This window comes from Citrobacter sp. Cu096 (assembly GCF_030332285.1).
GTDB classification, from domain to species: Bacteria; Pseudomonadota; Gammaproteobacteria; order Enterobacterales; family Enterobacteriaceae; genus Citrobacter; species Citrobacter meridianamericanus.
In genome coordinates, this window is sequence record NZ_JAOWID010000019.1 from 145093 (window position 1) to 161154 (window position 16062).

Here is a 16062-nt window from a genome sequence, read left to right on the forward strand (position 1 = left end):
CAGCACCAAACTATCGATAAAGGGTATTTATCTGAAATATATAGGATAATTCTTTAGTGGTGTAAAACAAAGCAGGAGATAAATCAAAAAAACTCTATATTTCACTTTGCCCGCGCCGCCAAAGTCACTGATAATGCGCCGCGTTCATGTCCTCAAAATGGCGTAACGTCCTATGCTACATTTGTTTGCTGGCCTGGATTTACATACCGGGCTTTTACTATTGCTTGCTCTGGCTTTTGTGCTGTTCTACGAAGCGATTAACGGCTTCCATGATACAGCAAATGCTGTCGCAACCGTGATCTATACCCGTGCAATGCGTTCGCAATTGGCGGTAGTCATGGCTGCGGTGTTCAACTTCTTTGGTGTTTTGCTGGGCGGTCTCAGCGTGGCATATGCCATCGTGCATATGCTGCCAACGGATCTGCTGCTCAATATGGGATCGTCACATGGCCTCGCCATGGTGTTCTCCATGCTGCTGGCAGCAATTATCTGGAACCTGGGTACCTGGTACTTTGGTTTGCCTGCATCCAGCTCCCACACGCTAATTGGTGCCATTATCGGTATTGGTTTAACCAATGCGCTGATGACCGGCACTTCTGTGGTAGATGCACTTAACATTCCGAAAGTAATGGGTATTTTTGCCTCGCTTATCATCTCGCCGATTGTCGGTCTGGTGGTTGCAGGTGGTCTCATTTTCATTCTGCGTCGCTACTGGAGCGGTACGAAAAAACGTGCCCGTATCCACCTGACGCCAGCAGAACGTGAAAAGAAAGACGGTAAGAAAAAGCCGCCGTTCTGGACGCGTATTGCACTGATCCTCTCCGCTATCGGCGTAGCGTTCTCTCATGGCGCTAACGACGGGCAGAAAGGCATTGGTCTGGTGATGCTGGTGCTGATTGGCGTCGCCCCCGCTGGTTTCGTAGTAAATATGAATGCTTCCGGTTACGAAATTACCCGTACCCGCGATGCAATCAATAACGTCGAAATCTTCTTCCAGCAACGCCCTGACCTGCTGAAGCAAGCCACCGGCGTGGATCAGTTGATTCCATCTCCGGAAGCGGGCGCACCAACGCAAGCTAACGAGTTCCATTGTCACCCGGCTAATACTATTAACGCGCTGGAGCGTGCGAAAGGTATGCTGGCGAATCTGGAAACTTTCGACAAGTTAAGCGTTGAACAGCGCGGTCAACTGCGTCGCATTATGCTGTGCATCTCTGATACCACCGATAAAGTGGTGAAACTGCCTGGCGTAAGCGCTGACGACCAGCGTCTGCTGAAGAAACTGAAAGCTGACATGCTGAGCACCATTGAGTATGCACCTATCTGGATCATTATGGCCGTCGCACTGGCGCTGGGCATTGGTACCATGATTGGCTGGCGTCGTGTGGCGACGACTATCGGTGAGAAAATCGGTAAGAAAGGCATGACCTATGCTCAGGGGATGTCGGCGCAGATGACCGCCGCAGTCTCTATCGGTCTCGCCAGCTACACCGGTATGCCTGTTTCCACCACGCACGTTCTCTCCTCTTCCGTTGCAGGAACGATGGTTGTTGATGGCGGCGGTTTACAGCGTAAAACGGTGACCAGCATTCTGATGGCCTGGGTCTTCACCCTGCCAGCCGCAATTCTTCTTTCCGGCGGGCTTTACTGGCTCTCTCTGAAGCTTATCTAAGCGAATGCACGGAAAAAAAGCGGGTCAGAAAACTGGCCCGCTTTTTTTGTATCTGTCGTTGGCATCAGTGCCAGATAATCAGCGCAATCATGCTGATTAGCACCAGGCCACATAGCGCGCTGGTGAGAATGAACTGACCGCGAACCCGCTCACAGCGGCGAATAAACTCATCATCATGATGATCGCGGTAACGCTGAGCGTAGATATACCACACCAGACGCATCTGCTTGTTTGGTTGCCCATGCGAGGTAAAAAAGCCCCCACCATCTACATACTGGTAAAGCAATGGATCGCAACCACGAAGTACCACTAACAGTGCGCGTAACGAAGAAAAATAGCGCGCCATATTAACAATGCAAACGACACATAAAGCCCAGAACAATGCAATGGTGCTAATCATACCTCCTCCCCGGCGACCCGCCCACGGAACTCCTTTCCGGGACTACCGCTCCCCGATACCCTGCCAAATCATTCAGTGAAGAGTTCTGTCGAACCGTTCGTATTAGTATCACGCATCCGAACGCCTCTCTAGATAGTGTAGGAGATTAGTTAATTTTTTTGCCAGAAGGTTAATCGCTATCAATGCAATTAACTAAAAAATTTGTTTAACTGCTTGGCAAGCAAGGTGGATTGACGGATTATCCTGGTCGCTATAATGTAAGGATAGTCCTTATATGGTACGTTTTTACGACTGGGCTAGCCCCGCGCGCAAGGTTCGCAGGACGCGGATGACGCGGCGGCAGGTAAATGCCAGCAGGCTAGTCATCGACAACTTATGGAAGGAGTAACACTATGGCTTATAAACACATTCTTATCGCGGTTGATCTTTCTCCGGAAAGCAAAGTTCTGGTTGAAAAAGCGGTCTCTATGGCGCGGCCTTACAATGCTAAAGTCTCCCTTATCCACGTTGACGTAAACTATTCCGACCTGTACACCGGGCTTATCGACGTGAATCTGGGCGACATGCAGAAACGCATTTCTGAAGAAACCCACCACGCGCTAACCGAGCTTTCCACAAATGCAGGCTACCCTATCACCGAAACCCTGAGCGGTAGCGGCGACCTGGGTCAGGTTCTGGTTGATGCCATCAAAAAATACGACATGGATCTGGTCGTTTGTGGCCACCACCAGGATTTCTGGAGCAAACTGATGTCCTCCGCACGCCAACTGATCAACACCGTCCACGTCGACATGTTGATTGTTCCGTTGCGTGACGACGAAGAAGCATAAAACGCTGGCCGTCGGGAGATAACCCGGCGCGCTGCAAGTCGTAAAGCCTGTAAACGCCCGCCTGTGCGGGCGTTTTTGTTTTTATCATCCAGACGAAATTAGTACATCAATCCAACAAATAAATCATAATTAGTGTGATCAACTAATTGGATCGAAAACTATCTCTATAATACTCTACGCTTGCGGTCAATAACCGCAGTCTATAACAAAATAAGACTTTTTCGGCGCGTTTAAGCATACGCGTTCATACTTTTCGGGATGGCTTTGAAAGGCGATGGAATATGAATAAAACTGCACCTACGGGCTTGCTGCAGCAACCTCGTCCGTTCTTCATGATCTTCTTTGTGGAATTATGGGAACGATTTGGCTATTACGGCGTTCAGGGCATCCTGGCGGTATTTTTTGTTAAGCAGCTCGGCTTTTCGCAGGAACAGGCGTTTGTCACCTTTGGTGCATTTGCCGCGCTGGTCTACGGTCTGATCTCGATCGGCGGCTACGTCGGCGACCACCTTTTAGGCACCAAGCGCACGCTGGTGCTTGGCGCCATTGTGCTGGCGATAGGCTACTTCATGACCGGGATGTCACTGCTTAAGCCCGATCTGATCTTTATTGCTTTGGGTACCATTGCCGTCGGTAACGGGCTTTTTAAAGCCAACCCGGCAAGCCTGCTGTCAAAATGCTATCCACCGAAAGACGCTCGTCTGGACGGGGCTTTCACTCTGTTTTATATGTCGATTAACATCGGCTCGCTACTATCGCTGTCGCTGGCACCGGTGATTGCCGATAAGTTTGGCTACGCGGTGACCTACAACCTGTGTGGGGCCGGGCTTATTGTCGCGCTGTTGGTCTACTTTGCCTGCCGTGGAATGGTGAAGAATATCGGTTCAGAGCCGGACCATAAGCCGCTGAATTTCCGGAATCTGCTGTACGTGCTGGCTGGTACGGTAGTGATGGTATTTATCTGTGCCTGGCTGATGCACAACGTGCAGATTGCCAACCTGGTGCTGATTGTCCTGTCGATTGCCGTGACCATCATCTTCTTTCGTCAGGCATTCAAACTGGATAAAACCGGGCGCAACAAGATGTTCGTGGCCTTTATCCTGATGCTGGAAGCGGTGGTGTTCTACGTGCTGTACGCGCAGATGCCAACTTCGCTGAACTTCTTTGCTATCAATAACGTGCATCATGAAATTCTTGGTTTCGCCATCAACCCGGTAAGCTTCCAGGCATTGAACCCGTTCTGGGTGGTACTGGCGAGTCCGGTGCTGGCCGCAATCTATACCCGTCTGGGAAACAAAGGCAAAGACCTGACCATGCCGATGAAATTTACGCTCGGTATGTTCCTGTGCTCGTTGGGCTTCCTGACGGCCGCCGCTGCCGGGATGTGGTTTGCTGATGCGCAGGGGCTGACATCGCCGTGGTTTATCGTGCTGGTGTATCTGTTCCAGAGCCTGGGAGAACTACTGATTAGCGCCCTGGGACTGGCGATGGTCGCCGCTCTCGTGCCGCAGCATCTGATGGGCTTCATTCTCGGGATGTGGTTCCTGACGCAGGCCGCCGCCTTCCTGATGGGGGGTTATGTCGCGACGTTCACCGCTGTACCTGAGAACATCACCGACCCGCTGCAAACGTTGCCTATCTACACCAACGTCTTCAGTAAGATTGGTCTGGTGACCCTGGCCGTAACGATGGTGATGGCGATTATGGTGCCATGGCTGAACCGCATGATTAATACGCCAAGCACCGAGCAATAACCTTCAGTGCCGGATGGAGGCTATTGCCCAATCCGGCCTACATTCAACATGCCCGATCGCCTTGCGCTATCGGGCATTTTCACTCACTACCCTTTACGCGCGTCTATCCACTCTTGCACTTCCACCACAAAGGTGTCCGGCGCTTTGCGGTACATTTTGCGCGCCAAGTCCAGTATCGTATGCTGACCGAGCGCTTCTTCCATCCGCTGCTGGGCCATGTCCATTACCGAACGTACACCACAAATGCCTTCACAGGCCCACTGGGGCGGATGTTCCTCAAATACCGCCAGCCGCTGGCGAATTTCACGACATTCAAAGATGCGTTTATCGCCATCAATGGCATTCACCACATCCAGCACCGTGATGTGTTCAGCGGGTTTAGCCAACTGGAAACCACCGCCCTTACCCTCAATGCTGCGTACCAGGCCCGCTTTCGACAGACGGGTGAAAATTTTCGCCAGATAGTCATACGGTACGCTTTGCAGTTCGGCAATTTCCCGCACGCTCATATCCCGCGCGTCGCCCTTACTGTCGACCATACACATCAGGCTATGAATACCGTACTCAACCCCGGAACTGTAGAATGCCATTCTCTTATCTCAGCCAAAATTAATCTGAGTTGATTGTAGCTTTTTCGTTTCACTCATTCCAGACAGCAAAGTACCCCTCTTCACAATTAAAATTTAAATACATATTTATCAAACAGATAATAAAAACTCCCACCCTTTAAGGCAAAAAGGATCTCGATCGCATTGCAATCCTTAACTACGACAAATAAAATCCGAGTAAATAATTCGTAGTCACCTGTGAGAAAAAACCAATGCATAAACAAATTCTGATCGTGGGCGCCGGCTTTGCCGGTATGTGGGCAGCATTAAGCGCCGCGCGACTGGCGGACAAACACCAGCAGCCCATTGATATTACAGTGATTGCGCCACAGCCAGAGCTGCGTGTCCGCCCGCGCTTTTATGAAAGCGCCGTGCAAAACCTGGTCGCACCGCTACAACCCTTGTTTGACGTTACTGGCGTCAACTTCCTGCAAGGTCACGTCGAGCAGATCCTCCCGGACTCTAAAGAAGTCAGTTGGCAAGATGCCAACGGTGAAATTCATTTACGCCGCTACGACCGCCTGGTACTCGCCAGCGGCAGTCACGTAAACCGCGACGCCGTTGCCGGTGCTGCCGAGTACGCGTTTGACCTCGACCAGCTCGAAAGCGCCGCCGTACTGGAGCAACACATTAAGGATCTGGCGCAGCAGCCAGAGAGCGAGGCTCGCAATACGGTCGTGGTCTGCGGTGGCGGCTTTACCGGGATTGAGATGGCGCTGGAATTACCGGGCCGTCTGCGCGAGATTTTGGGTGCTGATGCTAAGACCAGAATTGTCGTAGTTGAGCGCGGTGCTCAGCCTGGCGGACGCTGGAGCCAGGAATTACGCGACGTGATTATCGAAGCCTCCGCTGAACTGGGCGTTGAATGGCTGGTTAATGCGGAAGTAGAGTGCGTGGATGCCTGCGGCGTCACGCTGAAAGATGGGCAGGTTATTGCCTCTCAAACGGTTATCTGGACCGTCGGTGTTCAGGCTAGCGGCCTGACCGGGCAGATTAACGCCCCGCGCGATCGTCAGGGTCGACTGCATGTAAACGGCAATCTGCAGGTGGTGGGCCATGAGGATATCTACGCCACCGGTGACGTCGCCTATGCGGCCACCGATGACAAAGGCAATCATGCGCTGATGACCTGCCAGCACGCCATTTTGCTGGGTAAATTCGCCGGTAACAATGCCGCCGCCAGCTTGCTGAACGTGGCACCACTGCCGTATCGCCAGGAAATGTACGTCACCTGTCTGGATCTCGGCGCGTGGGGCGCGGTGTATACCGAAGGATGGGACCAACAGGTGAAACTGACGCGAGCAGAAGCGAAAAAGCTGAAGGTGTCGATTGTCAGCGAGCTGATTTACCCGCCGAAGGCAGAGCGTGCGGCAGCGTTTGAAGTTGCCAATCCGTACGCGCCGTTTGTTTAAGCCGTAATGCCGGATACGGCTACCGCCTTATCCGGCCTGGAAACTACGCCGTCCCCGCATAAATATCAAACCGATGCCCTTTCGTAACTACCGCGTTCGGCGTGGCGACATCCGCCAGCGGTGGCGCGTAGTCCGGGCGCTTCACTACCACGCGTTTAGTGGCCAATTGACGTGCCGGCTTCAGCAGCCCATCGGCGTCGAGGTCCGGCCCCACCAGCGACTGAAACACGCGCATCTCTTTCTTAACCAGCGCACTTTTCTGCTTATGTGGGAACATCGGATCGAGATAGACCACCTGCGGGCGTGGCGTGATATCGGTTAATGCCGTCAGGCTTGAGGCGTGGATTAGCTGTAAACGTTCCTGCAGCCACGGGCCGATTTCCGGGTCCGCATAGCCCCGCGCCAGGCCATCATCAAGCAGCGCAGCGACCACCGGATTTCGTTCCAGCATCCGCACACGACAGCCCACCGAGGCCAGCACGAACGCATCGCGCCCCAGCCCGGCAGTGGCATCAACCACATCCGGCAGGTAATCGCCTTTAATACCGACCGCTTTCGCCACCGCTTCGCCGCGACCGCCACCAAACTTGCGCCGGTGAGCCATTGCGCCGCCAACAAAATCGACGAAGATACCGCCGAGCTTGGGTTCATCGCGTTTGCGCAGTTCCAGATGTGCTGTCGTCATCACCAGCGCCATCAGGTTATCTTCATCGTGTTCCAGTCCCCAACGGGCGGCAAGAACAGATAAGGCGCCGTCTCCGGCGCCTGTTTCATCGACTAAGCAGATTTTCACGTGAATAATCAGCCTTTAATTCCGTAATGCTCCAGCATCGCATCCAGCTGCGGCTCACGGCCACGGAAGCGTTTGAACAGCGCCATAGGCTCTTCAGAACCGCCACGGGTGAGGATGTTATCGAGGAACGACTGTCCGGTTTCACGGTTGAAAATCCCCTCATCTTCGAAGCGAGAGAAGGCATCCGCCGCCAGTACGTCGGCCCAAAGATAGCTGTAGTAACCCGCCGCGTAGCCACCAGCAAAAATGTGGCTGAAGGCATGCGGGAAGCGGCCCCAGGTTGGGCCCGGCACCACGGCGACCTGTTTCTTGATTTCGGCCAGCGTGTCGAGGATTTTCGCCCCTTGTTGCGGATCAAACTCCGCATGCAGACGGAAATCAAACAGGCCGAACTCCAGCTGACGCAGAATAAACAGCGCTGCCTGGTAGTTTTTCGCCGCCAGCATTTTATCCAGCAGTTCCTTCGGCAGTGGTTCGCCGGTTTCATAATGACCGGAGATAAACTCCAGCGCGTCCGGCTCCCAGCACCAGTTTTCCATAAACTGGCTTGGCAGCTCGACCGCATCCCACGGCACACCGTTGATCCCGGAAACACCGGCGGTTTCGATACGGGTCAGCATGTGGTGCAGACCATGACCGAACTCGTGGAACAGGGTGATCACTTCATCGTGGGTAAACAGTGCGGGTTTGCCGTTCACCGGACGGTTAAAGTTACAGGTCAGGTAGGCGACCGGTTTTTGCAACGTGCCGTCACTTTTACGCATCTGGCCGACGCAGTCGTCCATCCACGCCCCGCCGCGTTTATGTTCACGGGCATACAGGTCGAGGTAGAAGCTGCCGCGCAGCTCGTTGTTTTCGTCATACAGCTCGAAGAAACGAACTTCCGGATGCCAGACATCAACATCGGTGCGCTCCTTAGCGGTAATGCCGTAAATACGTTTAACCACTTCAAACAGGCCGTTAACGGCTTTGTTTTCCGGGAAATATGGGCGCAGTTGTTCATCGCTGATGCTGTACAGATGCTGTTTTTGTTTCTCGCTGTAGTAAGCGATATCCCACGGCTGCAGCTCTTCAACGCCAAATTCGGCTTTGGCAAAGGCGCGCAACTGGGCCAGCTCTTTCTCACCCTGTGGACGGGCGCGTTTCGCCAGATCGGTCAGGAAGTCGAGGACCTGCTGCGGGTTTTCCGCCATTTTGGTGGCCAGCGATTTAAAGGCGTAGCTTTCAAAGCCCAACAGTTGTGCCAGTTCGTGGCGCAGCGCGAGGATCTCTTCCATTATCGGGCTGTTGTCCCATTTGCCCGCATTCGGCCCCTGGTCAGACGCGCGCGTGGAGTAAGCGCGATACATCTCTTCACGCAGTCCCTGGTTGTCACAGTAGGTCATCACCGGCAGGTAGCTTGGGATATCCAGCGTTAACAGATAGCCTTCCTGCTCTTTGGCTTCCGCCTGAGCCTTCGCCGCAGCCAGCGCGCTTTCCGGCATACCTGCCAGCTCGGCTTCGTCGGTGACTAACTTCGTCCAGCCCATCGTGGCATCAAGGACGTTATTGCTGTACAAGTTGCCGAGCTCGGACAGGCGGGTGGCGATTTCACCATAACGCTGCTGTTTTTCCTTCGGCAGACCAATACCAGAAAGCTCAAAATCGCGCAGCGCATTATCGACCGCTTTTTTCTGTGCGGTACTCAGGGTGGCGTAATAATCGCCATCACGCAGGTCGCGATACGCTTTATACAGACCTTCATGTTGTCCAACCCAGGTGCTGTATTCAGACAGCAGCGGCAGCGTTTGTTCATAGGCTTCGCGCAGTTCCGGGCTGTTTTTCACCGAGTTCAGATGGCTGACCGGAGAGAAAATACGCCCCAGCACGTCATCAACTTCCGCCAGCGGCTGACAGAGATTTTCCCAGGTGTACGGCGCGCCCTGCGCAACCACTCGCTCAACGTTTTCGCGGCAATCGTTCAGCGCCTTAGTGACGGCAGGCACGACATGCTCAGGCTGAATTTTAGAAAACGGCGGCAGTTCGAAGGGAGTCAGCAATGGATTGGTCATTAGCGCGGTCCTGTTGAAAAGAGTGAATGAAGCGCGTATCCGGCGCTGTGCATATTAATTTGTACAATGGGGTTAAGTGTAGAGGATTTCAATGCCAGGCGTTGCGCTTTCGCGGCAGTGACGACTTTTCTGTATACTGTGGCGATACGCTTTATTTTCGCCCGATATCGCGCTGTTTTCGGGCCTACGTTTATAACCTGGAACACGTTTACCCATGCTCAGTTATCGCCACAGTTATCACGCTGGCAACCACGCCGACGTCCTGAAACACACCGTCCAGAGCCTGATCATCGAGTCGCTCAAAGAGAAAGAAAAACCGTTTCTCTATCTGGATACCCATGCTGGCGCTGGCCGTTATCAGCTGAGCAGTGAGCATGCCGAACGTACCGGTGAATATCTGGAAGGGATCGCCCGTATCTGGCAGCAGGACGATTTGCCTGCCGAACTGGAACCCTACATTGGCGTGGTGCAGCACTTCAACCGTAGCGGTCAGTTGCGCTACTACCCTGGCTCTCCGTTGATTGCTCGCCAGTTGCTGCGCGAGCAGGACAGCCTGCAGTTAACTGAACTGCACCCGAGCGACTTTCCTCTGCTGCGCGGCGAATTTCAGAAAGATGAGCGCGCACGCGTGGCCAAGGCCGATGGTTATCAGCAGCTAAAAGCGAAATTACCGCCGGTTTCCCGTCGCGGGTTGATCCTTATCGATCCCCCCTACGAGATCAAAAGCGACTACCAGGCGGTGGTGACCGGTATTAACGAAGGCTACAAGCGTTTCGCGACCGGCACCTATGCGCTGTGGTATCCGGTGGTTCTGCGTCAGCAAATCAAGCGCATGGTCCACGACCTGGAAGAGACCGGCATCCGCAAAATTCTGCAAATTGAACTGGCAGTGCGCCCGGACAGCGATCAGCGTGGTATGACTGCGTCAGGCATGATTGTCATTAACCCGCCGTGGAAGCTGGAGCAACAGATGAACAGCGTTCTGCCGTGGTTGCACAGCAAACTGGTTCCGGCAGGAACCGGTCATACCTCAGTAAGCTGGATCGTGCCTGAGTAATCGCAGCCATCGGTGGAACCTTTTAATATCAGGTATACAATCGCGAATATTTTGGCGGATGGCGTAACGCTTCTCCGCCCTACAATGAACATGAAGGAGCGGTCATGACCAAGCACTATGATTACATCGCTATTGGCGGCGGCAGCGGCGGTATTGCCTCCATTAACCGTGCAGCAATGTACGGCCAGAAATGCGCACTGATTGAAGCCAAAGAACTGGGCGGCACCTGCGTTAACGTGGGCTGCGTACCGAAAAAAGTGATGTGGCATGCCGCCCAGGTCCGCGAAGCGATCCACATGTACGGGCCGGATTACGGTTTCGACACCACCATCAATAAGTTCGATTGGGATAAACTGATCGCCACACGTACCGCTTACATTGATCGCATTCATACCTCATACGACAACGTGCTGGGTAAAAATAACGTCGATGTGATTAAAGGCTTTGCCCGTTTTGTGGATGCCAAAACCATTGAAGTAAACGGTGAAACCATTACTGCCGATCATATTTTGATCGCCACCGGTGGTCGCCCGAGCCATCCGAGCATTCCGGGTGTGGAATACGGGATCGACTCCGATGGCTTCTTTGAGTTGCCCGCGCTGCCGAAACGCGTTGCGGTCGTCGGCGCAGGTTACATCGCCGTTGAGCTGGCGGGCGTGATTAACGGCCTGGGCGCCCAAACGCATCTGTTTGTGCGTAAACACGCGCCGCTGCGCAGCTTCGATCCGATGATCGTCGACACGCTGGTTGAGGTGATGAACGCCGAAGGCCCGACCCTGCATACGCACGCAATCCCGAAAGCGGTTGTTAAAAACGCTGACGGCAGCCTGACTCTGCAACTGGAAGATGGTCGTAGCGAAACAGTAGATTGCCTGATTTGGGCGATCGGTCGTGAACCTGCCACCGACAACTTCAACCTGGCGGTTACTGGCGTGAAAACCAACGAAAAAGGCTACATCGTCGTGGATAAATACCAGAACACCAGTGTTCCGGGAATTTATGCCGTCGGCGATAACACCGGTGCCGTTGAGCTGACGCCAGTTGCCGTCGCTGCAGGCCGTCGCCTGTCCGAGCGTTTGTTTAACAACAAGCCGGATGAGCATCTGGATTACAGCAATATCCCTACCGTGGTTTTCAGCCACCCGCCGATTGGTACCGTAGGCCTGACCGAGCAGCAGGCTCGCGAACAGCACGGCGATGACCAGGTGAAAGTGTATAAATCCTCGTTTACCGCGATGTATACCGCTGTTACCACCCACCGCCAGCCGTGCCGCATGAAGCTGGTTTGCGTCGGACCGGAAGAGAAGATTGTCGGTATTCACGGTATTGGTTTCGGGATGGATGAAATGCTGCAAGGCTTCGCGGTCGCACTGAAAATGGGTGCCACCAAGAAAGACTTTGATAACACCGTTGCCATTCACCCAACGGCGGCAGAAGAGTTCGTTACTATGCGTTAATCGCACTTCATGAGTGTTAAAGGGCAAAGAGGGGTTAGCTCTTTGCCCTTAGTTACGTTTCCGCTATCAGTTCAAAAGTTGCAGCAGATAGCGGATCAGCTCCAGCAACGCGATTAACGCTCCCAGAACGATGATTGCTTTATCAATCACCCGTTTTCTCCATCAGATGGAGTGAGAATGCACCCGCTTACTCATCCATTGCCTGTCACGGGGCATGCTCCATTGTTAGATGATAACTATCTCACCCCGGCCAGAGCATCGGCCAACGGCACCACCCGTTTCGCCGATCAGGACTTAGAAAGCGTTTAGCGCGCGTCCGGAAGGGATAAGTTACAGAGCTAACTGGATAAGTATACAGTTCTTTTAATCGTAACTGCCAGCGCATTCTTGCAATAGTACCGTTAAGGTAATAGGATTGAAGCGTTAGATGATAACTATCTCACTTCGGCCAGAGCCACCAACTCGGGCTGAAGCGTAAAAAAACCGACGTGAAGTCGGTTTTTTTACGTCCGAATCAGGACCAGGGCAAAGTCTATTTACCCTGCATATACGGCGTATACACCCCATTAAGGCTTTCGAGGAACGCCACGATATCGTCGATATCTTCCTGCGGCAGTTCTTTGCCTACCTGATAACGCAGCATCAGTTTTACCGCACCATCAAGCGTCGGCACATCACCGCGATGGAAATAAGGTGCAGTCAGCGCAACGTTGCGCAAACCAGGAACTTTCTGACGCAGTTTGTCACGTAATTCATTAGTGACGTTCATGCGGCCAATATCTGCGGCAGTGACCTCGCCGAAATTAAAGTCCTTTTTCAAACCCAATGGCTCAAATGAGCGTCCGCCCAGAATAATACCGCCATGACAGGTCGCACACTTATTATCTTTAAACAGCTGATAGCCATGTTTTTGCTGGGCAGTTAACGCCGCTTCATCACCACGTAGCCATTTATCAAACGGTGAATTTGGCGTAATCAGCGTTTTCTCAAACTCAGCAATCGCATCGGTAATATTATCCCCGCTGAATCCCTGCGGATAAACCGCGATAAACTCTTGTTTGAGTTGCGGATCCTTATCCAGTTTCTGGATAATTTCATCCCAGGATTTAGACGCCATTTCGATCGGGTTCAACGGTGGACCGCCAGCCTGCGCCTGCAATGTTGGCGCACGGCCATCCCAGAATTGTTCCACGTTAAAGACCGAGTTAAATACCGTCGGCGCATTGATAGGGCCAACCGCGCCGCCTACGCCGATTGACGTTTTGCGGCCATCCACGCCGCCCGCATTCAGGGCGTGGCAGTGCGCGCAAGAAATCGTGCTGTCACCGGAAATACGCGGGTCGTGGTAAAGCGTAAAGCCCAGCGCCACTTTACGGGCATCAGTCGGGATGCTTTCCGGTATCGGCTGCACTGGCTCATTACGATGCTGTGCGGCGGTATCGTTACTGGCGTAATACTGCTCGCGCTGTTTCGCAATCCAGCCCAGGATCTCTGCTCGCTCCGTATCGCTTACCTGGCCAGCCCAATGCAATGCGGTATAACGCGTCGGCGGCATGGTGTCGTACTGCATCACCCATTCAATTTTATTCAGGTCGCTTTGCGAAACGGGTTTATCTGCGACCAGCGCTGCACGAACAGCCTCAAGATTGAATGACTTATATCCCAGTTGAATATCGTAATTCATCAACTGTTTTGCAACGGGAAATGATGCATAGAAAGGTAATTCCGCGGAAGGGGTGTGGCAATAATCACATCCCTTTTCACGTAAAAATCCCAGTACTTTATTATTTTCTTCCAGCGTAGAGGCCTGAACATCAGCCTGTTTACTCCGTTGATTATCGTGATACCACACATAACCGGATAATCCAAAATAACAAATCACGACGCCAGCTATGGCTATCGCGGTAAGACGGGTAATGATTTTCATTATTTTACCCTCACCGTTGTGAGTTATTGTGACCCAGAGAAATTAGAAAAATGAGTGCATAGTCTTTATCAGACTTAACCATCATAGAAAGTAAGGGATTTATTATTTTGATAAGTATCAAGCAATTACATGGGGGATAACTATCGATAGAATAGCCTGTGCCTATTACGGAGATAAGCCGTTATGGTTTTCCGTTCACACCTCGTTGCAATCGAATGTTCTGAAAATGAAATATCTTCAGGTTGCGCTAAACTATGATTTTTTCATTATATTCATTGGGATAGTCTTATTTTCTAAATATTACGCTGCACTAAAACGTGATCAACCGCACGCTTTACTCACCAGATACCGAAGCGAATGTCTACGCTTAACTGACGACCGGGCAATAGCCTTAATCTTTCAACGTCCATCGGAGGTCTTTCTCATTATGCTCAACCAGAAACTACCCCACGCCCCTTCAGAAGAATTGACGATCGACATCGATCTGCTTTATGAAATGGATCCGTGCGAGTTAAAGCTGGATGAAATGATTGAGGCAGAGCCTGAGCCGGAGATGATTGCAGGGTTACCCGCCTCAGATGCGTTAACCCCAGCCGATCGTTACCTCGAATTGTTCGAACACGTTCAGTCGTCGAAACTGTTTGCCGATAGCAAAACCTTCCCCGATTGTGCGCCCAAAATGGACCCGTTAGACATTCTGATCCGCTATCGCAAAGTTAAACGCCACCGCGACTTTGATCTGCGACGTTTCGTCGAGAATCATTTCTGGCTACCGGAAACGCCCTCCAGTGAATATGTGTCCGATCCGGCAAGCTCGCTGAAAGAGCATATCGATCAACTGTGGCCGGTGCTGACGCGCGAACCGCAGGATCACATTCCCTGGTCCTCACTGCTGGCGTTACCACAGTCATATATTGTGCCCGGCGGACGTTTTAGCGAAACCTACTACTGGGATTCCTACTTTACCATGCTGGGTCTGGCAGAGAGCGGTCGCGAAGACCTGCTGAAATGTATGGCGGATAACTTTGCCTGGATGATTGAAAACTATGGCCACATCCCCAACGGTAACCGTACTTACTACCTGAGCCGTTCGCAGCCGCCGGTCTTTGCGCTGATGGTGGAACTGTTTGAAGAGGATGGCGTACGCGGCGCACGTCGTTACCTTGAACATCTGAAAATGGAATACGCATTCTGGATGGATGGCGCCGATTCCCTGGTGCTCAACCAGGCCTACCGTCACGTGATCAGAATGTCGGACGGCTCTCTGCTCAACCGCTATTGGGACGATCGTGATACGCCGCGTGATGAGTCATGGCTTGAAGATGTTGAGACCGCCAAGCATTCAGGCCGTCCGCCCAATGAAGTGTATCGGGATTTGCGCGCGGGCGCGGCCTCCGGCTGGGATTACTCCTCGCGGTGGCTACGCGATTCAGGCCGCCTTGCCAGCATACGCACCACTCAGTTCATCCCGATTGATCTGAACGCCTTCCTCTACAAGCTGGAAAGCACTATCGCCAATATTTCCGCGCTGAAAGGCGACAAAGAAACGGAAGCGCAGTTTCGCCAGAAAGCCAATGACCGCCGAGATGCGGTGAACCGCTATCTGTGGGACGATGAAAACGGCTGCTACCGCGATTACGACTGGCGACGCGAACAAATGGCCCTTTTCTCTGCCGCCAGTATTGTGCCACTGTATGTCGGTATGGCAACGCATGAACAAGCCGACCGACTCGCCAATGCGGTACGCAGCCGCCTGCTCACGCCGGGCGGGATCTTAGCAACCGAGCATGAAACCGGTGAGCAGTGGGATAAACCCAACGGCTGGGCCCCGCTGCAGTGGATGGCGATCCAGGGTTTCAAACTTTACGGCGACGACCATCTCGGGGACGAAATTGCCCGAAACTGGTTAAAAACGGTGAACCTCTTTTATCAGGAACATCACAAACTAATCGAAAAATACCATATAGCCGACGCCGCGCCGCGCGAAGGCGGCGGCGGGGAATATCCGTTGCAGGACGGCTTTGGCTGGACAAACGGCGTGGTACGCCGTCTCATCGGTCTGTATGGCGAACCCTAACAGTTGACAGTATGAGTTATCCGA

At 52.8% G+C, this 16062-nt stretch carries 14 protein-coding genes; 8 read left to right on the plus strand and 6 right to left on the minus strand.

Features of this window, described 5'->3' with window-relative positions; translation table 11 throughout:
- The first annotated feature begins 172 nt into the window (after window positions 1–172).
- Window positions 173–1672, plus strand: coding sequence for an inorganic phosphate transporter PitA (pitA, locus tag OGX99_RS04750; protein WP_187253825.1), 1500 nt, complete (start codon window positions 173–175; stop codon window positions 1670–1672).
- Window positions 1673–1736: 64 nt separating this feature from the next.
- Here pitA and uspB read toward each other — a convergent pair whose 3' ends face one another.
- Window positions 1737–2072, minus strand: a complete 336-nt coding sequence (uspB, locus tag OGX99_RS04755; RefSeq protein ID WP_151216907.1) for a universal stress protein UspB — start codon at window positions 2070–2072, stop codon at window positions 1737–1739.
- A 392-nt stretch (window positions 2073–2464) separates the two neighbouring features.
- Between uspB and uspA the strand changes: the two genes are divergently transcribed.
- Together uspA and dtpB are read left to right on the plus strand one after the other, a co-directional pair.
- A complete protein-coding gene (gene uspA / locus OGX99_RS04760) occupies window positions 2465–2902 on the plus strand; it encodes a universal stress protein UspA (protein WP_003023368.1) in 438 nt (145 codons plus the stop codon).
- A 281-nt stretch (window positions 2903–3183) separates the two neighbouring features.
- Window positions 3184–4656, plus strand: coding sequence for a dipeptide/tripeptide permease DtpB (dtpB, locus tag OGX99_RS04765; protein ID WP_286542810.1), 1473 nt, complete (start codon window positions 3184–3186; stop codon window positions 4654–4656).
- An 86-nt stretch (window positions 4657–4742) separates the two neighbouring features.
- On the opposite strand, the gene OGX99_RS04770 is transcribed toward dtpB, so the two are convergent.
- A complete protein-coding gene (locus OGX99_RS04770) occupies window positions 4743–5246 on the minus strand; it encodes an RrF2 family transcriptional regulator (RefSeq protein WP_005122505.1) in 504 nt (167 codons plus the stop codon).
- A 230-nt stretch (window positions 5247–5476) separates the two neighbouring features.
- On the opposite strand from OGX99_RS04770, the gene OGX99_RS04775 reads away from it, so the two are divergent.
- Window positions 5477–6676, plus strand: coding sequence for an NAD(P)/FAD-dependent oxidoreductase (locus OGX99_RS04775; RefSeq protein ID WP_286542812.1), 1200 nt, complete (start codon window positions 5477–5479; stop codon window positions 6674–6676).
- 43 nt (window positions 6677–6719) lie between these two features.
- On the opposite strand, the gene rsmJ is transcribed toward OGX99_RS04775, so the two are convergent.
- Both rsmJ and prlC read right to left on the minus strand, forming a co-directional pair.
- Window positions 6720–7469 carry a 16S rRNA (guanine(1516)-N(2))-methyltransferase RsmJ gene (rsmJ, locus tag OGX99_RS04780; RefSeq protein ID WP_210904175.1) on the minus strand — a complete coding sequence of 250 codons (750 nt, stop codon included), beginning with the start codon at window positions 7467–7469 and terminating at the stop codon, window positions 6720–6722.
- Window positions 7470–7477: 8 nt separating this feature from the next.
- Window positions 7478–9520, minus strand: coding sequence for an oligopeptidase A (prlC, locus tag OGX99_RS04785; RefSeq protein WP_151216909.1), 2043 nt, complete (start codon window positions 9518–9520; stop codon window positions 7478–7480).
- A 214-nt stretch (window positions 9521–9734) separates the two neighbouring features.
- On the opposite strand from prlC, the gene OGX99_RS04790 reads away from it, so the two are divergent.
- Window positions 9735–10577, plus strand: coding sequence for a 23S rRNA (adenine(2030)-N(6))-methyltransferase RlmJ (locus OGX99_RS04790; protein ID WP_187259780.1), 843 nt, complete (start codon window positions 9735–9737; stop codon window positions 10575–10577).
- Between the two features lie 104 nt (window positions 10578–10681).
- Window positions 10682–12034, plus strand: a complete 1353-nt coding sequence (gene gorA, locus OGX99_RS04795; RefSeq protein WP_187259781.1) for a glutathione-disulfide reductase — start codon at window positions 10682–10684, stop codon at window positions 12032–12034.
- Between the two features lie 66 nt (window positions 12035–12100).
- On the opposite strand, the gene dinQ is transcribed toward gorA, so the two are convergent.
- Window positions 12101–12184 carry a damage-inducible type I toxin DinQ gene (dinQ, locus tag OGX99_RS04800; RefSeq protein ID WP_003837776.1) on the minus strand — a complete coding sequence of 28 codons (84 nt, stop codon included), beginning with the start codon at window positions 12182–12184 and terminating at the stop codon, window positions 12101–12103.
- A gap of 27 nt (window positions 12185–12211) precedes the next feature.
- Between dinQ and OGX99_RS04805 the strand changes: the two genes are divergently transcribed.
- Window positions 12212–12343, plus strand: a complete 132-nt coding sequence (locus OGX99_RS04805; RefSeq protein ID WP_005122496.1) for a hypothetical protein — start codon at window positions 12212–12214, stop codon at window positions 12341–12343.
- A gap of 223 nt (window positions 12344–12566) precedes the next feature.
- Here the strand turns inward: OGX99_RS04805 and OGX99_RS04810 are convergent, their stop codons facing one another.
- Window positions 12567–13961, minus strand: a complete 1395-nt coding sequence (locus OGX99_RS04810; protein WP_151223968.1) for a cytochrome-c peroxidase — start codon at window positions 13959–13961, stop codon at window positions 12567–12569.
- 427 nt (window positions 13962–14388) lie between these two features.
- Between OGX99_RS04810 and OGX99_RS04815 the strand changes: the two genes are divergently transcribed.
- A complete protein-coding gene (locus OGX99_RS04815) occupies window positions 14389–16038 on the plus strand; it encodes an alpha,alpha-trehalase (protein WP_151216912.1) in 1650 nt (549 codons plus the stop codon).
- The last annotated feature ends 24 nt before the right edge of the window (window positions 16039–16062 follow it).